Source organism: Mycobacterium sp. (assembly GCF_002863225.1).
In the GTDB taxonomy this organism is placed as follows: Bacteria; Actinomycetota; Actinomycetes; order Mycobacteriales; family Mycobacteriaceae; genus Mycobacterium.
In genome coordinates this window covers 107,094-129,165 of sequence record NZ_PKEK01000051.1, presented here as the reverse complement: position 1 = coordinate 129,165, position 22,072 = coordinate 107,094, and the positions used below count along the sequence as shown (strand labels likewise).

At 66.9% G+C, this 22,072-nt stretch carries 19 protein-coding genes and 1 pseudogene; 8 read left to right on the top strand and 12 right to left on the bottom strand.

Annotated features, from left to right (window positions below; genetic code table 11):
* The first annotated feature begins 52 nt into the window (after positions 1-52).
* Together CYU59_RS17770 and CYU59_RS17765 are read left to right on the top strand one after the other, a co-directional pair.
* Positions 53-898: a helix-turn-helix transcriptional regulator gene (locus tag CYU59_RS17770; protein WP_293000800.1), complete on the top strand. Its 846-nt coding sequence runs from the start codon at positions 53-55 to the stop codon at positions 896-898.
* 7 nt (positions 899-905) lie between these two features.
* The gene (locus CYU59_RS17765; RefSeq protein ID WP_293000798.1) at positions 906-1,724 is read left to right on the top strand and encodes an SAM-dependent methyltransferase; all 819 of its coding nucleotides are present in this window, start codon (positions 906-908) and stop codon (positions 1,722-1,724) included.
* 110 nt (positions 1,725-1,834) lie between these two features.
* Here CYU59_RS17765 and CYU59_RS17760 read toward each other — a convergent pair.
* The 3 genes and pseudogenes from CYU59_RS17760 to CYU59_RS17750 form a co-directional block, all read right to left on the bottom strand.
* Positions 1,835-2,158, bottom strand: a pseudogene (locus tag CYU59_RS17760) (DUF732 domain-containing protein); the annotation flags it as partial.
* 10 nt (positions 2,159-2,168) lie between these two features.
* Positions 2,169-3,566: a PPE family protein gene (locus tag CYU59_RS17755; protein WP_293000794.1), complete on the bottom strand. Its 1,398-nt coding sequence runs from the start codon at positions 3,564-3,566 to the stop codon at positions 2,169-2,171.
* Between the two features lie 12 nt (positions 3,567-3,578).
* Positions 3,579-4,907 (bottom strand): PPE family protein, encoded by a 1,329-nt coding sequence (locus CYU59_RS17750; protein ID WP_293000792.1) that lies wholly within the window; start codon positions 4,905-4,907, stop codon positions 3,579-3,581.
* A gap of 633 nt (positions 4,908-5,540) precedes the next feature.
* Between CYU59_RS17750 and CYU59_RS17745 the strand changes: the two genes are divergently transcribed.
* Entirely contained in the window at positions 5,541-5,840 is a 300-nt protein-coding gene (locus tag CYU59_RS17745; RefSeq protein WP_293000790.1) for a PE family protein, read from the top strand.
* 116 nt (positions 5,841-5,956) lie between these two features.
* Entirely contained in the window at positions 5,957-7,342 is a 1,386-nt protein-coding gene (locus tag CYU59_RS17740; protein ID WP_293000788.1) for an HNH endonuclease signature motif containing protein, read from the top strand.
* A 16-nt stretch (positions 7,343-7,358) separates the two neighbouring features.
* Here CYU59_RS17740 and CYU59_RS17735 read toward each other — a convergent pair whose 3' ends face one another.
* The 5 genes from CYU59_RS17735 to CYU59_RS17715 are packed head-to-tail and all read right to left on the bottom strand — an operon-like array spanning position 7,359 to position 10,990.
* Positions 7,359-7,586, bottom strand: coding sequence for a deoxyribodipyrimidine photolyase (locus CYU59_RS17735; RefSeq protein WP_293000786.1), 228 nt, complete (start codon positions 7,584-7,586; stop codon positions 7,359-7,361).
* A 47-nt stretch (positions 7,587-7,633) separates the two neighbouring features.
* Entirely contained in the window at positions 7,634-8,236 is a 603-nt protein-coding gene (gene rfbC, locus CYU59_RS17730; RefSeq protein ID WP_293000783.1) for a dTDP-4-dehydrorhamnose 3,5-epimerase, read from the bottom strand.
* 1 nt (position 8,237) lies between these two features.
* Positions 8,238-9,233, bottom strand: a complete 996-nt coding sequence (gene rfbB, locus CYU59_RS17725) for a dTDP-glucose 4,6-dehydratase (RefSeq protein ID WP_293000781.1) — start codon at positions 9,231-9,233, stop codon at positions 8,238-8,240.
* 21 nt (positions 9,234-9,254) lie between these two features.
* Complete coding sequence (locus CYU59_RS17720) at positions 9,255-10,118, bottom strand: LLM class F420-dependent oxidoreductase (RefSeq protein ID WP_293000779.1); 864 nt, start codon at positions 10,116-10,118, stop codon at positions 9,255-9,257.
* A 20-nt stretch (positions 10,119-10,138) separates the two neighbouring features.
* Positions 10,139-10,990, bottom strand: coding sequence for an LLM class F420-dependent oxidoreductase (locus CYU59_RS17715; RefSeq protein WP_293000777.1), 852 nt, complete (start codon positions 10,988-10,990; stop codon positions 10,139-10,141).
* Positions 10,991-11,064: 74 nt separating this feature from the next.
* Between CYU59_RS17715 and CYU59_RS17710 the strand changes: the two genes are divergently transcribed.
* Positions 11,065-13,260 (top strand): MMPL family transporter, encoded by a 2,196-nt coding sequence (locus CYU59_RS17710; RefSeq protein ID WP_293000775.1) that lies wholly within the window; start codon positions 11,065-11,067, stop codon positions 13,258-13,260.
* On the opposite strand, the gene CYU59_RS17705 is transcribed toward CYU59_RS17710, so the two are convergent.
* The 4 genes from CYU59_RS17705 to CYU59_RS29015 all read right to left on the bottom strand — a co-directional run bounded on the left by CYU59_RS17705 (position 13,257) and on the right by CYU59_RS29015 (position 19,449).
* Positions 13,257-14,393, bottom strand: a complete 1,137-nt coding sequence (locus CYU59_RS17705; RefSeq protein ID WP_293000773.1) for an acyl-CoA dehydrogenase family protein — start codon at positions 14,391-14,393, stop codon at positions 13,257-13,259. The genes CYU59_RS17710 and CYU59_RS17705 overlap by 4 nt on opposite strands.
* Entirely contained in the window at positions 14,390-15,367 is a 978-nt protein-coding gene (locus CYU59_RS17700; RefSeq protein WP_293000771.1) for an NAD-dependent epimerase/dehydratase family protein, read from the bottom strand. Before CYU59_RS17700 ends, CYU59_RS17705 begins: the two co-directional genes overlap by 4 nt.
* The gene (locus CYU59_RS17695) at positions 15,364-16,614 is read right to left on the bottom strand and encodes a pyridoxal phosphate-dependent aminotransferase family protein (protein ID WP_293000769.1); all 1,251 of its coding nucleotides are present in this window, start codon (positions 16,612-16,614) and stop codon (positions 15,364-15,366) included. Before CYU59_RS17695 ends, CYU59_RS17700 begins: the two co-directional genes overlap by 4 nt.
* 234 nt (positions 16,615-16,848) lie before the next feature.
* Positions 16,849-19,449, bottom strand: a complete 2,601-nt coding sequence (locus CYU59_RS29015) for an FAD-dependent oxidoreductase (protein WP_363114887.1) — start codon at positions 19,447-19,449, stop codon at positions 16,849-16,851.
* A gap of 147 nt (positions 19,450-19,596) precedes the next feature.
* On the opposite strand from CYU59_RS29015, the gene CYU59_RS17680 reads away from it, so the two are divergent.
* From CYU59_RS17680 to rpmJ, 3 genes are all read left to right on the top strand, one after another.
* Positions 19,597-21,453 (top strand): serine/threonine-protein kinase PknD, encoded by a 1,857-nt coding sequence (locus CYU59_RS17680; RefSeq protein ID WP_293000767.1) that lies wholly within the window; start codon positions 19,597-19,599, stop codon positions 21,451-21,453.
* 207 nt (positions 21,454-21,660) lie between these two features.
* Complete coding sequence (infA, locus tag CYU59_RS17675; RefSeq protein ID WP_003418601.1) at positions 21,661-21,882, top strand: translation initiation factor IF-1; 222 nt, start codon at positions 21,661-21,663, stop codon at positions 21,880-21,882.
* Between the two features lie 50 nt (positions 21,883-21,932).
* Positions 21,933-22,046, top strand: coding sequence for a 50S ribosomal protein L36 (rpmJ, locus tag CYU59_RS17670; RefSeq protein WP_003879483.1), 114 nt, complete (start codon positions 21,933-21,935; stop codon positions 22,044-22,046).
* Positions 22,047-22,072: the final 26 nt, after the last annotated feature.

Genomic DNA, 22,072 nt, shown 5'->3' with positions numbered 1-22,072 from the left:
ATCCTAGTAACCGGGTCCGCCGGTGGCAAGCGGCTGCGTTATCGTCGCTCTGGTGAACGGCGTCTCCATCCATCGCCCGCGATCGGTGCTCGCCGACCACACCGAGATCATCGGGCACTGGCACGCCCCGGTTCGGTATCGCAGCCGGGCGCTGCCGCGCGGGGCGGTCACCGTCATCATCGACGTCGGGCAGCGGCAGCGGGTGGATTTCTACGCCGCCGACGGCGTCACGAAGCTCAACGTCCCGCCGGCGTTCGTCACCGGCTCGCACACCGATTCGTATGTGTCGGAGATGGCCGCCGACGAGCCGGCGATGGCGATCCACTTCCGGCCCGGCGGCGCGTACCCGTTTCTCGGAATCCCCTTGAGTGACTTGGAAAACGATTACGCGGGGCTCGACGACATCTGGGGTCGCGCCGGCGCCGAATTGCACGAGCGGCTGATCGGAGCGCCGACGAGGGTGGCCCGGTTCGCCATCCTGGAGGCCTTCCTGTTGTCACGGCCCTGGTCGTCGGTGCGACGGCACCCCGCGGTTGCGGCCGCGGTCGCTGCGATCGAAGCCAACCCCTCGGTCCGGATGGCCGACATCCGCGACCTGGTCGGCATGACCACCAAGCGGTTGATCGCCGTGTTTCGCGCCGAAGTCGGCCTGTCGCCCAAGGCATTTGCGCGAATACGCCGGCTACAGGCGGCGCTTCGACTGCTCGGCACGATGAACGGGTCCCAGGTGGCAGCCGAGGTCGGCTACTTCGATCAGGCCCACTTCGTCCGGGAATTCCGGGCATTTGCCGGGATGACGCCGACTCAGTACACCGAGCAGCGGCTCGTGCTGCCAAGCCATGTACCCGTCGTCCAGCGGCACAAATATCCAAGACCGCCGGCTGAGGCGTGCCCATGATCGAGAGATGGACAACGCCAAACATGCGGTAGCGGCGACGGGCCTGCTCGTCGCGGCAATGCGCGCCGAGGAATCCCGGCGCGACGATGCGCTCTTCGACGACCCCTTTGCCGACCGGCTGGCCGGTGCCGACGGCCGGCAATTGCTCGCCGAGGCGACCGCGGAGACGGGGCCGGCGTCGGCGGCAATCGTGGTGCGCACCAAGCTGTACGACGAGGCCCTACTGCGGATGCCCGGGGTGTCGCAGGTGGTGATCCTGGCCGCGGGCATGGACGCGCGGTCTTTTCGGCTGCCGTGGCCCGGCGGCACTACGGTCTTCGAAATCGACCAACCGCAGGTGATCGCGGCCAAAGACGAGCGGCTGGCCGGAGAACGTCCGCGCTGCCGACGTGTCGCGGTCGGCGTCGATCTTGCCGACGACTGGACGAAAGCGCTTGTCTCACAAGGATTCGACAGCACATCGCCGACCGTCTGGACGGTTGAAGGACTGCTGCAGTACCTGCCTGCGCCCGATGTCGAGCGGCTGTTCGCGCGCATTGCCGGGCTGTCCGCGTCCGGTTCGGTGCTGCTCTACGACGTGATCGGAACGGCGTTGCTGCAGGCGCCGTTCTCTGCGACCACTCTCGCTTACATGGAAAAACTGGGCGCCCCATGGGTTTTCAGCAGCGACACCCCGGCGGACCTCGTCGGGCGCCACGGCTGGACCGCGACCGTCACCGACTTGGCCGTTCCCGGCCACACATGGAAACGTTGGGCACGCCCGCCGGTTCCGGCTGACGTACCCAACGCTCCGCGTGGCTATTTCGTGCAGGCGGTCAAGGCCTAGCCGCCCCCACCACCGCCGCCGCCGCCTTTCATGACGGTGGTCTCGTCTTCTCCGGTGCCCTTGCCCGGGGCGTTGCCCTTCAGGTACTTCTTGCCGGGCTCCTTCTCGTCCTCGAGCTGCTTCGGGCAGTACGCCTTCGCCGAGATCGTGGCGAACTGAGCGGCGCCGCTCTCGGTGAGGGACGGATTGCTCTCCTGCAGGTGCTGGATCAGGTGCAGGCCGCCCATGCCGTTGTGCAGTGCTCCGCACACGGCCTGGCCGGCGCTGACGGCTTGGCCTTCGTCGGAGAAGCCGATTCCCACCTTCTTCAGGTCAGATATGAACGACCCGTTGTTCTCGTCGCCGGCCGGCTCGTCGATGCCAGGCTCGGCATGCGCCGGCGCGGCGAGTACCAGTCCGAGCGATACCCCGAGTAGGGCCAGTAGCTGTTTCATTGGATCCCCTCTATCCGGCTTCGGTTGCGGCCTTGGCGACCGCTGCGGTGGCTTTGCCGTCGGTCAGGTGCACGGCGTGGATGCCCGGCTTGGTCGAGAGCTTGGCGACCAGATCGTCGAGCCCGGCTTCGTCGACGTTCCAGTGCTGCACCTCGTCCGGCGACTCCTGCAGCTTCGCGATCACCTTGTCGAGCGGGATAGGACCCTGCTTGCGGGGCGCGGTGACCTTGGCCCGAACCCCGGTCGAGCTGACGACGCGGGATGCCGGGCTGCCCAGTGCGCCACCCGCCAGGCTGCCCAGGCTGGCCTGGTTCAGCGCGCTGAGCGGGACCTCCATCGTCGGAGCCGCCGTCGCGGCAAAAGCCCCGTCCGGCAGCGACGTGGCGGCCAGCCTGATCGCCGGTGTGGCGCCCGCCCAGCTCGGCGGCACGGACAGCTTGCCGATGGTGTGCGCTCCGCCGACCGCCGCCGACGCTGCCTTGATGCCGAGCCCGCCGAGGTGGCCGGGGGACGACAGGCCCGCGCCCAGCGAGCCCAGGCCGATGCCGTGGCTCCACGGCTGGTAGATGAAGAAGTTCTTCCACTGCGAGATGCCTAGGCTCTGGGTGCTGTTGACGACGTTGGTGTAGGTGGCCTGGCTACCCACGTTGTTCGCGAACGTCAACAAGCTCTGGTACGCCGACGACACTCCCGAGCCGCCCGGAATCAGGTTGAACGCGTTGGTGAAGAAGTTCGTATAGGTGTTGTTGAAACTGGTCAGTGCCGTCGAGAACGAGTTCAGGTTGGTCTCGATTGCGGTGAGGATTCCCGACGGGTCCAACGGAGCCACCGCGGCGGCCTGGGTGGCGGCGGCCTGTGCTGTCGTCCCGGCGGCGTTGGTGGTCTGCGGCGCTTCGGTGAAAGAGCCCAACCCGGTGGTCGCCGACTGCGCCGATGCGGAGTAGCCGGTGATGGCGGCGACGTCCTGGGCCCAGAACTGGGCGTACTCGGCTTCGAGGGCCGCGATCGCCGCGTTGTATTGACCAAAGATGTTGGCCGGCACCAGTTGCAGAAGCTGGGCGCGGTTCGCCACGATCTCGGCCGGCGGCACGGTCGCCGCCAGTGCCGCCTCGTAGGCGCTGGCCGCGGCGCGGGCCTGGCCGGCGGTCTGCTCGGCCTGTCCCGCGGTCGTCCCCAACCACGCCACGTACGGCTGCGCGGCTGCGGCCGCGGCCTCCGCCGACGGACCGGTCCATTCGCCACCCACCAGGCCGGCAATCGTCGACTCGAATTGCGTTGCCACCGACTGCAGTTCACCGGCCAGGGCATCCCAGGCCGCCGCGGCAGTCTGCAACGACTCCCCACCGGGACCGGAGTAGATCTTGGCGGAGATGAGCTCCGGCGGTTGCGCTGCGAAATCGAAAACCATTGCTGAATCTCCTTATTCCGCGCTCGGCGGGATGACGATGATGGTGGCGGTGGTGGCGATTTCGTCGGCCGCCACCGCGCCGGGAACGCGGTAGCCCTGGCCGACAGCCGCCCGGGTGGCAGAGCCGCCGATGGCCCGGCCGGCGAGGCTGGACAGCGCCGTCTGGCCGAACATGCCGGGCTGAGCGAGGCCCATCTCCGGGGCCGCGTCGACCGCGCTGGCTTCCATCTCGGCGGCAACCGAACGGACGGCCGGCGTCGCGGCCGCCCAATTCTGCGGCACCGACAAGGCGCCGATGGTGCTGGCCCGGCCCGCCAAAGCCGTTGCCGGGGCGTAACCCTGGGTGGAGCCGCTCAGCAATCCGCTGTGCAGCAGCGGCGACAGCGCTCCCGTGATTGGGGTCGGGTGGATCAGCGGGCCGATGCCCTGAATGCCGACTCCGAGGTTCGGGATGCTGATCGAGGCCTGGTAGAAGCTCCTGAGTACACCGCCGGTATACCCCAGCGGGGTGAACGGCCCGGAGAGGAACGTGCTGATGCTGCCGTTGATGGCAGTGAAGAACTTCGAGATGCTGGACAGCCCGCCCGTCACGTCCGGTGGCAGCGACGCCGTGAGAGCGGGTATGCCCAGCGAGTTGATGAACGCGGTTTGCGCATTCGTCAACTGCGTGCCGAAGTTCAAGATGTCGGTGTTCAGCGTCCCCAGCTGGGTGTTCAGCTGCGTCAGATACGCCAAGAGGTCGCTGGCTGCGTCAGCCGGCTGCGCGGCCGCCGCCTGGGCAGTCGACGCCGCTTGACTCGCCTGGCCGCTGGCGTTGGTGGTCTGCGGCGCCTCGGTGAACGGCGTCAGCTGGCTGGCGGTAGACGCCGCACCTGAGTACGCGTACATTGCGCCCGCGTCCTGCGCCCAGAACTCGGCGTAGGCGGCCTCAGTGGCAGCGATCGCCGGGGTGTTGATACCCAGGAAGTTGGTGGCGACCAACGCGGCCAGCAGCGCCCGGTTGGCCTCGATCACCGGCGGCGGGATGCTCGCGGCGAACGCCGCCTCGTAGGCCGCGGCCGCGGCCTGCGCCTGGGCTGCGGTCTGTTCGGCCTGGGCAGAGGTGTTGCTCAGCCATTCGGTGTAGGGCGCTGCGGCGCTGGCTGCGGCCTGCGACGACGGCCCCTGCCAGCTGGTCGACAATTCGGTGATGGTCGACGTGTACGACGCCGCAGTAGCCTGCAGTTCGGCTGCCAGTGCATTCCAGGCCGTCGCGGCTGCCAGTAGCGGCGCCGATCCTGGTCCCAGGTAAATCCGACCGGAGTTGATCTCCGGCGGCAACGCCCCAAAATCGAAAACCATGCGTGTCCCTCGCTCCGGGTGGGTGGGTCGTCAGTGAGTGCTTCGCGCTGTCCTAGCGCTGAGCGGTGGTTGGCTTGACGAAACGCCCGAGACAGCTGGCAATTCAGTACAAACCGGCTGGCAGCTGCCTGGATCTTTTCGCAGATGGAAGGTTATCGACGTTCGCGAAAACCGGCTTGCGCCAACGCCGCTCGGCCGACCCCGACACCACCGGTCAGGCGCCTCACAGGGTGGACGCCGAAGTGATGAATTTGACCTGAAAAAGCGCTGATGAGCTGCAGAAAGGTCCGTTCAGGCGGTGGTGGCCGGCGCGAAGGTCCGCAGTGAACGCACGGTGGCCTAGATTAAAAATCTGGACATCCAAAATGCCGGACTCGCGGACCAGCGTTTCTGCACCGGAAGATTCTTAATTTCGGCCGCGCGATGCCGTATGCGCCCGCATCTCCAAGACCGGGCGTTTTACCAGCTCACAGCCCTTTCTGCGGCAAGTGACGGACGCGACGTCGCCGACATGGCCATCGAACCTGGACCCGTCGCGTCGTCTTCCGGCATAGTTGGTCATACAGTCTTGGCCACAAGCCACGGTTATCCACTCCGCCGACCGCGTGGAGTTCGCACCTGAGGAGACATGCCATGTCATTCGTGACCACCCAGCCCGAAGCCCTGAGCTCGGCGGCAACCGCCCTCGGCGGGATCGGCTCGTCGTTCTCCGCGCAGAATGCCGCTGCCGCTGCGCCCACCACCGGTGTAGTGCCGGCCGCCGCCGACGAGGTGTCGGCGCTGACTGCCGCGCAGTTCGCCGCGCACGCGCAGCTGTACCAGGCCGTCGCCGCGCAGGCCCAGGCGATCCACGAGCAGTTCGTCAACACGCTCGGGACCAGCGCCGGTTCGTACGCAGCCACCGAGGCCGCGAACGCCGCATCCGCGGGCTAGTACCACCAATCTTCATCTGTCGGCCGGACACCCTGGTGGTGTCCGGCCGATTGCTTTGACGGGCATAGTTGTCAGACCCTTTATCTAGCATCGAATGTATGTTCGAGTCTGGTCCAGTGATTGAGCGGCTTCAAGCCGCGGTGCGGTCGGAGAATCGCGCGGCCGGTGAGCGGCTGGCTGTCATCGGAGAACTCGACGCCATGCGGTTGCGCGAAGTAGGTGAGCGTGAGACGTGGTGCACCGACACGCAAGAGGCGATCACCGCGGAAGTGGCTGCGGCGTTGAGCATCACCCGCGGCTTGGCGACGAGCTACCTCGAATACTCCCGGGCGATGCGGTTGCGGTTGCCCCGGGTGGGAGCGCTACTGGTAGCCGGCGACATCGATTACCGGACGTTCAAGACGATCGTCTATCGGACCGATCTGATCACCGACCCTGACCTGCTGGCCGCGGTCGATGCGTCGTTGGCGGTCAGGCTCGCGCGATGGCGTGGCATCACCCAGGGGCGGCTCGGAGGATACGTCGACCAGGTCGTGGCGCGCGCAGATCGTGATGCGGTCCGGCGTCGACGGGAGAGTCGCGGCGATCGCGAGTTCGCCATCTGGGGCGACGAGGCCGGCCTCACCGAGGTGTTCGGGCGCCTGATCACCACTGACGCCCACGCCGTCGATGCGCGCCTGGATGCCTTGGCCGCCACGGTGTGTGCCGACGATCCGCGTACGCGTAACCAGCGCCGCGCTGATGCCATGGGCGCCATGGCCGTCGGGGCCAACCGGCTGAGTTGCCTTTGCGGACAACCACATTGCCCCGCCGCCACGGCGCCGGTGCCCAGCCCGGTCGTGATCCATGTGATCGCCGAACAGACCGCGCTCGACGGCACCGAATCGACGCCGGGCTCGCTGATCGGCAGCGACGCGCTGATCCCCGCCGAACTCCTCGCCGACCTCGCGCGATCTGCCACGCGGCGGCCATTGATCCATCCCGGGGATGCGCCGCCGGAGAACCGCTACGTGCCGTCGCACGCGTTGGCCGACTTCGTCCGCTGCCGCGACCTCACATGCCGATTCCCCGGCTGCGACCAGCCCGCCATCGCCTGCGACCTCGACCACACGACGCCATACGGCGACGGCGGAGCTACTCATGCGTCCAATCTGAAAGCCCTGTGCCGACTTCATCATTTGATCAAGACGTTCTGGGGCTGGAGCGATCGACAGCTTCCCGACGGGACCCTGATCTGGACATCGCCCTCGGGTCAGACGTACGTCACCACGCCGGGGAGCGCCATGCTGTTCCCCCAGCTGTGTGTGCCCACAGGCGGGCTCGAGCAGCTTGCCGGCCGCATGCGCTGCGTCAGCCGGACCGCGATGATGCCGAAACGCCGCCGCACCCGCGCCCAGAACCGCGCGAATTACGTTGCCGCCCAACGACGCCACAACCGGGCCGCCCGACAACCGGGCGAGGACGGGCTCGTCGTCGCCAATGACGAGCCGCCGCCCTTCTAGGACGACGGGCGCGCGACTACTTCTTGGACGGGATCACGCTCACCACGATCAGCGTGATGATGCTGAAGAAGAAGCCGAGAATGCCCCAGCCGAAGGGGTTGCGGCCCTTGAATGCAGCGATGACGCCGCAGATGATGGCGGCGATGAAACCGCCGATGAGGACGAAAATGCCTTTGATGCCCCGCAGAATGAATCCCGCGGCCTCGGGCTGGCTATAGCTGGCCAGCAATAGTTGGTGGAGCATGGCGACCTCCTCGATGAGGAAGTGGAGGTACCCCGGTCGGCCCGGCTCTAATCGCCCCGGAGGCGGCGCGTGAACGCCTGGGCCTCGTCCCACGTCGGGAGGAGCCCGGCGGCACGCACCTCGGCCAGCGACGGCGCCGAGGCGTCCCGGTCCGAAATCACCAGCTCGTGCCCACTCGGCCATTCGATGGCCAAAGCCGGATCGGTCGCGGCGATGGTGTGCTCGCGCTGCGGACTGTATTCCGTCGAGCACAGATACATCACGGTCGAATTATCCTGCAGTGCAAGAAAACCGTGCGCCAACCCTTCGGAGATGTACACCGACTGGTGGCTGCGGTCATCGAGCACCACCGCGTCCCACCGGCCGAACGTCGGCGATCCCACCCGGATGTCGACCACCACGTCGAATACCGAGCCGGACAGGCAGGTCACGTATTTGGCCTGGCTCGGCGGCAGCTCGGCGAAGTGCAGCCCGCGCAGCACGCCGGCCGCCGACACCGAGCAGTTGGCCTGACGAACATCGAGCCGGTAGCCGGCGAAGGCGGTGAATTCCCGATCGGTCAGCCATTCGAAGAACAGGCCGCGCGAATCAGGATGCATTGCAGGAGTGATCTCCCATGCGCCGGCGATGGCGAGTTCGCGGACGTCCACGTCATTGTCCCCGCTCTTCGTAGCGCGCTTCGACGGCGTCTTTGAGTGGCCGCCACCACGATTCGTTGCCGCGATACCAGTCGATCGTTGCGCGCAGGCCCTCGTCGAAGTCGACATGCTCTGGTACCCAACCTAACTCGTCGCGCACCCGCGAAGGGTCGATCGCGTAACGGAGGTCGTGGCCGGCGCGGTCGACCACGTGATCGAAGTCGTCGGGATCGTGGTCCATCAGCACCAGCAGAGTTCGCAGCACCGTCAGGTTGTCGCGCTCACCGTCGGCGCCGATCAGATAGGTCTGCCCAGCGCGCCCGTCGTCGAGGATGCGGCGGACCGCGACGTTGTGGTCGTCGACGTGAATCCAGTCCCGCACATGGGCACCAGTGCCGTACAACTTCGGACGTCGCCCGGTCAGCACATTGGTGATCTGCCGGGGAATGAACTTCTCCACGTGCTGATACGGCCCATAGTTGTTGGAGCAGTTGGAGAGTGTCGCGCGCACCCCGTAGGAGCGCACCCAGGCACGCACCAGCATGTCGGCGGCGGCCTTGGTCGACGAGTACGGGCTCGACGGGTTGTAGGCGGTGGATTCGGTGAAACGATCCGCGGCGTCCAGCGCCAGATCGCCGTACACCTCATCGGTGGACACATGATGCAGCCGGACTCCATGCCGGCGCACCGCCTCCAGGATGGTGAACGTCCCGATCACGTTGGCCCGCAGGAACGGCGCCGGGTCGGCCAGTGAGTTGTCGTTGTGGGTCTCGGCGGCGAAGTGCACCACAGCGTCGCTGTCGCCGACCAACTGCGAAACCAGGTCGACGTCGGTGATGTCGCCCTGCACCACCCGGATGTCACCGGACACCGGCGCCAGCGACTCGCGGCTGCCCGCGTAGGTCATGGCGTCCAGCACGGTCACCGCGTCATCGGGGTGATCGCGCACGCAGGCGTGCACGAAGTTGGCGCCGATGAACCCAGCGCCACCGGTGACCAGCAGCCGCATGCAGAAACCCTAGCCCGGCAATCAGCGCGGAGGCGTCAACCCCAGCGGTCCGGCCAACGCTTCCAACGCGCCGAGCAGCTTGCCGTCGGGCCCACCCAGCACCTGGATCGCCACGTGATCGGCGCCCGCATCCAGGTGTTCGACCAGGCGCGCGGCGATCTGCTCGACCGTGCCATGGGCGATCACGGCGTCAATCAGCCTGTCACTACCGGGTTTTTCGACATCGGAGTCGGCGAAGCCGAGCCGCCGCCAGTTGTTCACATAGTTGCTCAGGCCGAGGTAGAACTCGACGGTCCGCCGGCCGATCTCGCGGGCCTCGTTGGCGTTCTCGGTCAACACGACTTTGTGCTCCGGGGCCAGGAACACCGTGTTGCCGACGAGTTCGCGGGCGTTCGCGGTGTGTTCGGGCGTGGTGAGGTACGGGTGGGCACCGGCGCTGCGCTCGGCGGACAGCGCCAGCACCTTGGGCCCCAGCGCCGCGAGCACCCGCCGACTGGTCGGCAACGAGGCGCCGTCGAGCACGTCCAGATACTCGACCAGTGCGTCGTAGGGCTTCTTGTATTCGTCGGTGTGCTCGGGATGGCCCACCCCGACGCCCAGCAAAAACCTTCCGGGGTAAGCGCTTTCGATGCGGCGGAACGACTCGGCCACCTCGGCGGCCGGCGACGACCAGATGTTGATGATGCCGGTGGCCAGTTGCAGCGTGGCGGTCTCGGCGAGGGCCGGTTCCACCCAACTGAGATCGGCGTCGGGGGATCCACCCACCCACACCGCGCCGTAACCCAGCGATTCGATCTGCTGCGCGACGCCCGGGCTGACGGATCTGCCGGGAAGCCAGACGCCGAAACGACCCAGATCGGGTTTGAGCGAAACGCCCTCGGTCATCTACATCCCTCTCTGGTTCGTCAAGCCGGTGTCAGTCCCAGCGGCCCGGCGAGTTCGGCCAACGCGGACACCAGGTTTTCATCTTTGGTCAAGATCTGCACGGGCACGTGGTCGGCGCCGGCGTCCAGGTGCTCCTTGAGTCGCGCCGCGATCGCCTCCGGAGTGCCGTACGCGATCAGCGCGTCGAGCAGTCGATCGCTGCCCGGGAAGGTGGTTTCGGCGTCGGTGAACCCGAGCCGCTTCCAATTGTTGCGGTAGTTGGCCAGATTGAAGTACACCGGCAGCACCTTGCGGCCGATGGCCCGGGCCTCTTCGCCGTTCGTGGTCAGGACGGCCTTGTGCTCGGGCGCCAAAAACGCCGACGGCCCGAGCAGCTCGCGGGCCTGCGCGGTGTGTTCGGGGGTGGTGAGGTACGGGTGCGCGCCCGCGCTGCGACGGCCCGACAGCTTCAGCACCTGCGGCCCCAGTGCCGCGACCACGCGGCGGTTGGCGGGCACGCCGTGTTCGTCGAGTTGGTCGAGGTATTCCACCAGCGCGTCGTAGGGCTTGCGGTATTCGGCGATCGCCTCGGGATGCCCGACGCCGATGCCGAGCAGGAACCGGCCCGGATAGGCGCGGTCGATCCGGTGGAACGACTCGGCGACGGGTCCGGCCTTGTCCGACCAGATGTTGACGATGCCGGTGGCGACCTGCAGCGTCGTCGTCGCCTCCAGAATGGGTTCCACCCAGGCCAGCTCGGCGGGCGGCGAACCACCCACCCATACGGATCCAAAGCCCAGCGCCTCGATGTCCTTGGCCTGGGCGGGTGTGACGCCGCGTCCGAATGATCCGAAGCGTCCGAGATCGGGTTTGCCTGTCGCTGAATCGGTCATGGTTGCTCCAACCTACCGCCCGACCGCCGCTATTCCGGGTTTGGCGGCGGGTTGCCCTGGGTAGCATCGCCTGGATGCTTTCGCTGCTGGCTCGTCTGGTTATCGCAGCCCCCAAGCGAGTGCTTGCCGGCGTGCTGCTGCTCACCGTCGTCGCGGCGGCATTCGGCGCCACCGTCACCGAACACCTTGGCGCTGCGGGCTTTCAGGATCCGAGCTCGCCGTCGGCCCGCGGCATGAAAGTTCTCACCACCAAATTCGGCCAGGGGGACATGGACCTGACGCTGGTGGTGCGTGCACCGGGCAGCGTGCAGGACCCGGGAGCGGCGGCCGCCGGACGCAAGCTCGTCGAGGACTTACGCCGATCCGAATTCGTCAACGACGTCGAATCGCCCTGGGACGGCACCCCGCAAAGCGCCGGCCTGGTCAGCAAGGACGGCAAGACGGGTCTGGTGATCACCGGTATCACCGGATCGGAGAACGACGCACCCAAGCACGCGAAGACGATCTCTGACCGTTTCACCGGTAGACGCGACGGAGTCGAGGTGCTGGCCGGTGGGACGGCGACGGTGGCCTCGGAGATCAACGACCAGTCCGAAAAAGATCTGCTGGCCGCCGAGGCCATCACGTTGCCGCTGTCGCTGATCGTCCTGGTGTGGGTGTTCGGTGGACTGTTCGCCGCCCTGCTGCCTTTGGTGGTGGGCGGGTTGGCGATCGTCGGCACGCTCGGGATGCTGCGCGTGATCACGCTGTTCGCCGACGTGTCGATCTTCTCCCTCGACCTCACCACCGCCATGGGCCTGGCGCTGGCCATCGACTACACGCTGTTGCTGATCAGCCGGTACCGCGAGGAGTACCTCGACCTCGGGGATCGCGACCTCGCGTTGCGCCGGGCGGTGGCCACGGCGGGACGGACGATCCTGTTCTCCGCATGCACGGTGTTCCTCGCCGTCAGCGCGCTCGCGGTGTTTCCGATGTACTTCCTGCGCTCGATGGCGTACGCCGGGTGCGGGGTGGTGGCCCTGGCCGGGCTGTACGCCGTCGTGGTCGCCCCCGTGGTGATCAAGCTGCTGGGCGACCGGATCGAATCGCTGAACATCCGGGCGCTGTTCCGCCGCACCAAACCGGACCCGGACGTCCGACACGGCGCGCTCTACCGGGTCGCGACGTTCGTGATGCGCCACGCGTTGCCCTGCGCCCTGGCCGTCGTGGCGCTGCTGCTTCTGCTGGGGTCTCCATTCGCCCGCGCCCGCTTCGGGCTTCCGGACGACCGGGTCCTTCCGACCACGGCCCAGTCCCGGCAGGTCGGCGACATCATGCGCAGCCAGTTCCCGGCCGACCCGGCGATGGCCACGTCGATCGTGATCCCCGACGCGCGCAACCTGAGCGACAGCGACGTCTCGGACTACGCGACCGCGCTGTCCAACGTCCCGGGCGTGGAAGCCGTTGCCGCGCCGGGTGGTTCGTTTATCGCCGGTAACAATGTCGGGCCGCCGATGTCGCCGACGGCAGCCAAAGACGGCAGCCTGTGGCTGTCGGTGTCGGTGCCAGGCTCGTCGCTGGACTCGCGGTACCGCACGGCGATCGACCAGCTCCGGGGTGTCCCGGTGCCGCACGGCGCCGAGGCGTTGTTCACCGGAGCCGACCAGCTGAACCGGGACTCGGTCGACGAGATCGTCCGGCGATTGCCCATAGTGCTATTGCTGGTTGCCGCAACGACTTTCGTGTTGATCTTCCTGCTGACCGGCAGCCTGGTGCTGCCGCTGGAAGCGTTGGTGCTCAACACGTTGTCGCTGTCGGCGACGCTGGGCGCGCTGGTCTGGGTGTTCCAGGAGGGCCACCTCGGCGGGCTCGGTACCACGGCGACCGGCACTCTGGTCGCCGACGTGCTGGTGTTCCTGTTCGCCACCGCGTTCGGTCTGTCGATGGACTACGAGGTGTTCCTGCTGTCGCGCATCCGGGAGCACTGGCTGAAATCCGCTCAGGGGCCGCAGGACAACGCCGAAGCGGTGACGATGGGCATCGCCACCGCGGGCCGGGTGATCACCGCCGCCGCGCTGCTGATGGTGATCGTCTTCGCCGCGCTCAGCACCGGGCAGGTGTCGTTCATGCGGATGATCGGGATAGGCCTGGCGCTCGCCGTGATCGTCGACGCCACGCTGGTCCGGATGGTGCTGGTGCCCGCGTTCATGAAGCTGGTCGGCAGATGGAACTGGTGGGCGCCCGGGCCGCTCGCCAAACTTCATGCGGCCGTGGGCATCAGCGAAAGCTAGCTGCGCGCCAGGTCGATCTTGCCGGCCAACTCGTGGTCGATCAGGAAGGTGCCCGCCTCGCGCAGGTTGGGCGGGTGGAACGAGTAGGCGCTGATGCACCCGACCAGGTAGGCGACTTCGGGGTCGGTGGCGAATCCGACACCGCCGACCCGCGACACCAGGCGGGCCACACTGCTCTGCAGTTGGTCACGCAGACCGAGCCGGATCCACAACAGGTCGGCGAACAAGTCGTCGCTGCGGTCGCCGCCGTCGTAGCGGGCCGCGACCATGCGCAACGCCCGCCACACTCCCTCGATCGGGGAGAACAGTTCGACGAAGTCAGCCTCGGTGAAGTTGGGCCGCTCGACGAGTTTGAGTGCCAGCCGTGTCGCGGCGCCGACATAACCGGCGGTGATGATCAGACCGAACAGCACGTAACCGGACTTCTCGTTGCGGCCGTCGGGATCTTCGATGTCGCTGACCATCGACAGATCGCTTGGCACGAAGACGTTTTCGAAGTTCACCGCATGGGTCTGTGCGGCGCCCAGCGCCGGGCTGGTCCACAGCGGGCTGACCGACAGGCCGGGGCTGCCGTTCCAGATCAGCGTGATGGCCCGCTGTCCGGTGTCGCTGAGCACCACGCTCGCCATCACGCAGTCCATGCTGTCGGCCAGACTGCACGGCTTCTTGCTGCCGGTGACGGTGTAACCGCCGTCGGCGGGCTCGGCCTTCATGGTGGGGCGAAAGACGCTGCCCTCGATCGTGCCCTCCGAAAAGCCCGACGCGAACACCGTGTTGTTCTCGATCAGTGACTTGACCAGTCCCACCGTCGCCTCGTCGGCGGTTTCGGCGAAGTCGACGAGACCGGCCACCGAAAGGTAGTGCATGGTGGTGGCAGCGGCCAGCGACGGACTCAGATAGCCGACACCACGTTGGAGCTCAACGGTTTCCACACAGCTGGCACCGAGGCCGCTGAGCTCCTTCGGCGCGGTCAGCCGCGGGCCGTCGTGCTCCTTCCACATGTCGACGACACCGCTACCCGGGTCCTCGACGGCCGACAGTCCGAGCTTCTCGAGCTGGTCGGCCAACGTGGGCAGGTACCGACGCACGGCGTCGACGTAGGAGAGTCGCCCTTCGAGATCGGTGCGATTCATGCGGTGTGCCCTTCCTTGATCGGGAAGTTGTCACGGGCGGTCAGGTACTTCCTCAGTGCGGCAGCGGAATTCATCGACGGGCGCCAGTCGGTGGTCGACTGCAGCAACCCGGAGTCGAGCACGGGGTCGCCGAGCGTCACCCAGTGCCCGGAGAAAGGGGAGAGGCGCAACCGGAACAGCAGATCCGCGCCGGGCTTCAACAGGCTCAGCGGGCCCGGGATGAGTCTGGCGCCGGTGATCTTGCAGATCTCCGCAACGCTGGTGTGGTCGGCGGGGGCCACGTTGTAGAGGCCGCTCAGCCCACCCGAGAGGATGGTCGCATAGGCGTCGACCAAATCGGAGTCCCAGAGAAACTGGTAGTACGATCGCGAAGGTTTCGGGTAGACAACCGATTTGGACAACATCGCCTGCAGGCCCGAGTTGTCGAAGTGGTCGCCCACGACGTAGCAGGGCCGCACGACGGCCAACGACATCTTGCCGTCGATGGCGTTCACCCAGTACCAGTTGGCCAGGTGTTCCAGCAACGCCTTGTGCTGGAAGTAGTAGTGCCCGGTGTCCCGATCGCCGGCGGGGTAACTCGTTTCGGTGTGCGCCTCGCCGGTGCCGCACGCCGTCACACCGAGGGCGTTGGCACTCGACGTGAGGACGAGTTGGCCGATGCCGGCCTCGCGGGCCTGCTTCAGCAGGGTCCGGGTGGCCGTGACGTTGACCTGGTAGGCGCGACGTTTGTCGTGCGGTTCCTCGACGCAGTAAGCCAGGTGGATCAAGGCGTCGTAGCCGCGCACCGACTCGAGATCGAACGGGCCGCTCAGGTCCAGGGTCGTCTCGCGCACCTTGTCGTGGCGCACCCCCGACGGGCGACGGCCGAGCGCAGTGATCTCGGCGATGCCGTCGCAGTCGCACGCCCAACGCAGCACACTGCGACCGAAGTCACCGGTCGCGCCCGTGATGGCCAGACGGAAGCCGTCCCTCATGCCGCGGCCAGGGCCCACGACAGTTCTGCCGACAGCGTCTTTGCGCACCAACGAATGTCGTCTTCGCTGAGCTCTGAGGTCATGCAGACCCGAAGCACCGGCTTGCCGACCGGCACGGCGGGATAGACCGCGGGCGTGACGAAGACGCCGGCGTCGCTGAGGTTGTTCCAGCTCAGCACGGTGCGCAACTCGTCGAAAAGCCGGATCGGAATGATCGGCGACCAGTCCGGGCTGCGTCCGTCCGCGCGGTTCAACTCCACATCGAGCGGCCGCAGCGACTCGCGCATCAATCGGGCGTTGCGCTCCAACTGCTTTCGACGAGCGGTTCCCTCGTCGCTGCGGATCACGTCGATCGCCGCAGCCGCCGCCGCCATCGACGCCGGAGTGCCCGAGGTGCTGAACCACAAAGACCGTGCGCTGAAACGGATCTCGTCGACGATGTCCTGTGATCCGGCGACGAAGCCGCCCAACCCGCCGACGGCCTTGGACAGCGAACCCATCAGCACATCGATGTCCTGGGCGACCCCGGTGAGTTCGGACAACCCGGCACCCGTCGGCCCGAATACCCCGATGCCGTGGGCCTCGTCGACCATCAGCAGCGCGCCGGCGTTCTTGCACACGTCGACGATCTCCTCGAGCGGAGCCGTCGACCCTTCCATCGAATACAACGAGTCGACCAGCACCAGAGTCCGCCGGAACTGCTTTCCGGCGTGCCGCTGCAACGCGTCCTTCAGCGACGCGACGTCGTTGTGGTCGAACCGCTCCTCCACGGCCCAGCTGAGCCGGACCCCGTCGCGAATCGAGGCGTGCGCGTAGGAGTCCACCACGGCAAGGCAGTCCGAGCCGATCAGCCCCTGGATGGTGCCGACGTTGGTCTGGTAGCCGGTGGTGAAGACCACCGCGTCGTCGTGTCCGAGCCAGTCGGCGATCTTCTTCTCCAGCGCGACGTGCAGGCTGTAGGTCCCGTTGAGTAGGCGGCTACCCGTGGTACCGGTGCCGAAGTCCTCGGTGGCCCTGGTCGCCGCGGCGACCACGCCGGGATGGGTCGAGAGTCCGATGTAGGAGTTCGAGCCCAGCAAGACGCACTGACGCCCCCGCACGCCGACCCGCGGTGGATCGACGGACGTGATCTCCTGGAAGAAAGGCAGTTGCCCGACGGAGGCGAAATGACGGGCCATCGCCACCCGTTGGCTGACATCCGTGGAGATGTCGCCCGTTACCGAAAACGCTTCCCGCTCACTGTCCATATGCTCAGCACCCCCGTGTAGTTGCCCCTTACGCTCACGGAGGACTCTGAGATACACGTGCAGGCAGTAGACCGAACGACTCTGCGAGAGCCATCGGTGTCATAGCACCACCCCCAACACGCCGCCTCCATTGAGGCGTCCCCGCGCGTAGCTTGGTCCGGCGTACCCGGTTGGACCACCGGTCACACTAGTATTTATTCGACGCCGTTATAACGATGGTTGGTTACGATTTGTTCAAATTGTGACCGGCGGGTCGCCGTCTTCGGGCAGGGTGACGTCGACCGCGGGGGGCATCTCGAGCGGCAGCAGCACGATGAACCGGGTGTCGCCCGGAACCGATTCCACCCGCAGATCGCCGTGGTGTTTGTTCACCACGATCTTCCAGGCCAGATCCAGGCCCAGCCCGGTGCCTTCGCCGACCGGCTTCGTGGTGAAGAACGGCTCGAAAATGCGCTCGCGGACGTCTTCGGGAATGCCCGGTCCGGTGTCGCAGATCTCCACCCGCAACATCTCGTTGGCCTCGCGGCAGGTGCGAATCGTCAGTGTGCCGCCGGCGGTCCCCATCGCGGAGATCGCGTTGTCGATGATGTTCGTCCATACCTGGTTGAGATCGCCCGGATAGCAGGGGATCGCCGGCAGCCCGTGATCGCAGTCCTTAGCCACCTTGATGTGGCAGGTGCTGTCCTTGCCCAGCCGGTCGGCGAACATGGTGAGCGTGCTCTTGAGCAGGTCGTGCACGTCAGCCACCTGGAACGGCGCCCGGTCCATCTGCGAATACTGCTTCGCGTCGGCCACCAGCGCTGAAATGCGTTGGCTCGCTTCGACGAGCTGATTCATCAGCAGTTCGCTCTCGATGGTGTAGCTGATCCACTGGATCGCCTGTCCCAGCGAGGTCGACGCCTCCAGCTCGTCGGCGGTGGCGGCGATGCGCTCGAGCCAGTCGGTGTCGATGCCGCCTTCGACGAAATTGGGCGCGATGTCCCAGCCGCCGTCGATGCCGTGGTCTTCGAGCCAGTCGCCGACGGTGTCTTCCAGGTCCGCGGTCTCGATCGCGCTCAGATGCACCGACGCCGACTTCGAGACTTGCTCGGCGACGGCATCCTGCAGTCGCACCAGGGCGTTCAACGTCTCCGGGCTGACCGTGCCGTCGGCCAGCATCGCCAATTTGCCGCGCATGTTGGAGATTCGGCCGCGTAACTCCTGCGCGGCCCGCGAGATGGCCGCCGCCGGGTTGTTCAGCTGGTGGGTGAGCCCAGCCGACAATTGGCCCAGCGCCAACAGCTTTTCGCGGTTGTCGATCAGGCGCCGGGTCCGTTCGGTGCCCACGGCGATGCCGTCGAGCAGGTGGACCGCCATCGGGAAGCCGTGGTCGTCGCGGGCCAGAACACCGTCGAGCCAGTCGGTGCGCGGTGCGGCGCCGATGAAGATGAACATCCGGCCGCACTTGACGTCCTCGGTGACGCCGGTCTTGTTGTCGCGCAGGGTCAGCGTCTCCAGATGCTCATCGCCGGTGGCGCAGTGCACTTCGGTGCAGGTGCGGACGCTGATGTTGGGCCGGGCTTCGATCTGCTGGATCAGGTAGTGTGACATCGACGCCTCCAGCGAGGGCCCCCGCACCAGGATCGTGACCGACTTCGCCCGGGTCGACAGATCCATCGCCGCCTGGCCGGCCGAGTTCGCTCCGCCGATGATGTAGACCTCGTCGCCCTCACAGTCCGCCGCGACCGATGCCCCGTAGTAGACGCCGCGCCCGGACAGGTCGGCACACCCGTCGGCCTGCAACTGGTTGTACGCGACACCGGTGGCGACGATGATCGAGCGCCCGTCGATGGAGCTGCCGTCGTCGAAGCGGACGGTGCGTTTGGATCCGCTGACCTCCAGCGCGACGGCGGTGCGGGTGGTGATGAGTTCGGCCCCGAATTTCTCCGCCTGCCGACGGGCCCGGGTGGCCAACTGGTCGCCGGACACGCCGTCGGGAAAGCCCAGGTAGTTCTCGATCTTCGAACTCTGGCCGGCCTGGCCGCCCGTCGCGGTGGATTCGATCAGCACCGTGTGCAGGCCCTCGGAGGCGCCGTAGACGGCGGCGGCCAGTCCCGCGGGTCCACCACCGACCACGATCAGGTCGTAGAAGTCCTGCGAGGGTGTCGTCGTCAGGCCCAGCGCGTCGGCCAACTCGGCGTCGGTGGGTTCGACGAGCGGATCGCCTTTCTCGCTGACGACGACCGGCAGCCGCTTGCCGTCCTCGCCGGCAGCGCGCAGCAGCTGCTCGCCGTCGGGCTGGTCGGCCTCGAACCACTTGTAGTGCAGTCCGTTGCGGACCAGGAAGTTGCGGGCCTCCCACGATCGCGCGTGCCAGCGGTGGCCGATCACCTTGGTGTGCGGGATCGGCCGCTCCGGGGTGCGCTTCCACGCTTCCAGCAGCTCGTCGATGACCGGGTAGAGCTTCTCCTGCGGGGGATCCCACGGCTTGAGCAGGTAATGGTCCAGGTCGACGACGTTGATCGCGTCGATCGCGGCATGGGTGTCGGCGTAGGCGGTGAGCAGCACCCGCTTGGCAACCGGGTAGAGGTCCATTGCTGCTTCGAGGAACTCGATGCCGGTCATCTGCGGCATCCGGTAGTCCGCGACCAGCATCGCAACCGTCTCACCACGCAGTTTGAGTTGCTTGAGGGTGTCGAGTGCGTCAGGCCCCGATTCCGCGCGCACGATCCGATGGGCGTCGCCGTAGCGACGCCGCAGATCCCTGGCGACGGCGCGGGACACCGCCGGGTCGTCGTCGACGGTCAGCATCACCGGTTTGCGGGATGCGGTATCGGCTCTTGCGGGGCTAGTCATCGCTAGTAAGTATGCCCTCGTCACGACTGCCGCGGCAGGTCGTCCGAGCAGGCCCGGCCCCGCGGCGAAGTCGCGCTAATGCGGCGACGCGCGATAGCTTCACATGCAACGATGGCAAGCTGTTAAAGATGCGACGGGAGGGACTTGTTGCAGGGATCGTCATTCGGGAACTACCGGCTGATCGAGTTGCTGGGTCGAGGCGGCATGGGCGAGGTGTGGCGCGCCCACGACACCGCCATCGACCGCACGGTCGCGATCAAGATCCTGCCCGCCGAGATCTCCCGGGACGAGGTGTTCCAGCAGCGGTTCCGTCGTGAAGCGCATGCCGCCGCGCGGTTGAACAGTCCACACATCGTGCCGATCCACACCCACGGCGAGATCGGCGGGCGGCTCTTCGTCGACATGCGGCTCGTCGAGGGCACCGACCTGCAGTCGATGCTGAGCGTCGGGCCGCTACCGCCGGCGCGGGCGGTCCGCTTCGTCGAACAGATCGCGATGGCGCTGCAGACAGCGCACCGGGCGGGCCTGCTGCACCGCGATGTGAAGCCGTCCAACATCCTGATCGACGACGACGACTACGCCTACCTGATCGATTTCGGCCTCGCCCTGGCCGTCGGCGAGCGGGGTCTGACCAGCGTCGGTGATGTGATCGGCACCTTCCATTACATGGCTCCGGAACGGTTCTCCGGCCAGGAGGCCGGCGCGCCGCCGATCGACGCCCGGTCGGACATCTATTCGTTGGCGTGCGTGCTCTACGAGTGCTTGACCGCGGAGCATGCCTTTCCCGGCGACAGCCTGCAACAGCAGGTCAGCAACCACCTGGTCGCTCCGCCGCCGCGACCGTCGCAGTCCAGGCCGGGCCTGGACAACTTCGACGCCGTGATCGCCAAGGGGATGGCCAAGACGCCCGCGGAGCGCTACGGCAGTCCGATGGACCTGGCCCGCGCCGCGCGGGACGCACTCACCGCACCGGCGCCCTCGCCCGGACGGCACGGACGGCAGCGGCTCGGCTCGCGGCCGGGCAATGTCGCGTCGGGTTCCTTACAACGGCCGGGGCCCGAGCCGACCGCCTCGCGGCCGGAGTCCTTCACCCAGATCGGGCCCCGCAGCCAGCAGGCGTTGCTGCTGGGCCGGCCGCCGTGGTGGCGCCGACCGCGGGTGCTGATCCCCGCCACGGCCGTGCTCGCGGTGATCGCCGTCGTCATGGTCGTGACCCTCCTCAGCGGTAGCAACGGACCGGCCGTCGAAAATGTGCGGCAGAGCCTGCTGCCTTTCACCGGACTGCGAGAACCGCAGGGGCTGTCGGTGGACTACGGCGGCACGGTGTACGTCGCCGACACCATGCACAACCGGATCCTGGCGCTGCCCGCGGGCTCCACCGAGCCGGTCCTGTTGCCGTTCGAAGGCCTCAACGCACCGACCGGGGTGACCGCCGACAACACCGGCACCGTCTACGTCAACGACTCCGGCAACAAGCGGGTGCTGGTCTTGCCGGCCGGCTCCCGGACGCAGAACCAACTGCCGTTCGCCGACCTGGATCGTCCAACCGGGCTGACCGTGGACGCTGCCCGCACCGTCTACGTCACCGACACCACCAGAAACCAGGTGGTCGCGTTGGCCGCCGGGTCGAACAAGCAGTACCGGCTGCCCTTCAACGGTCTGAATTCGCCCACCGGCCTGGTGGTCGGCAAGGACGGCACTGCCTACGTCGCCGACAGCGGCAACAATCGGGTGCTGGCCCTGGCCCCCGGCTCGACCAACCAAACCACGCTGCCGTTCGTCGGCCTCGCCGATCCCGGCGGCGTGACGGTGGACAGCAACGGCGCGGTGTATGTCACCGACAGCGCGGACAATCGTGCGCTGAAGCTCCCGGCGGGATCGAGCCAGCAGGAGGAGTTGTCGTTCACCGGCCTCGACTACCCGTGGGGCCTGGCGGTCGACAACAACGGCACGGTCTACGTCGCCGGCCGCAACAACAAGATCCTGGCGTTGCGGCCCACCTAGGCTTGGGCCTGAGGGCCCTGGCAGACGCATTTTGCGCCGACTGCGCTGATACAGGTACAGTCTTCTATCTGTGCGGCGTGTCTTGCCGACTTTTGCGTGCCCTGTCCTAGGAATTTCCTGTCACCGGCTCACGTTCATGGTCGGGTGACGGCTGCGCTCATACGGGCGAGCAATACGAAACTAAAAGACGAGGATCCGAAGAGAAGTATGGCCAAGAAGGACGGCGCCATCGAGGTCGAGGGCCGCGTGGTCGAGCCCCTGCCCAATGCGATGTTCCGCATTGAGCTGGAAAACGGCCACAAGGTGCTGGCTCACATCAGCGGCAAGATGCGGCAGCACTACATCCGCATCCTGCCCGAGGACCGGGTGGTGGTGGAGTTGTCTCCCTACGACCTGTCCCGGGGCCGCATCGTGTACCGATACAAGTAAAAAGCCCGAACAACCAGCCAACGAGTAGACAGAACAGGATCTGAACAGCCGTGAAGGTGAACCCGAGCGTCAAGCCGATCTGCGACAAGTGCAGGGTCATCCGTCGGCATGGACGGGTCATGGTGATCTGCTCCGATCCGCGCCACAAGCAGCGTCAGGGCTAGCCCGGACGCTCGGTCCCGAGAACCGC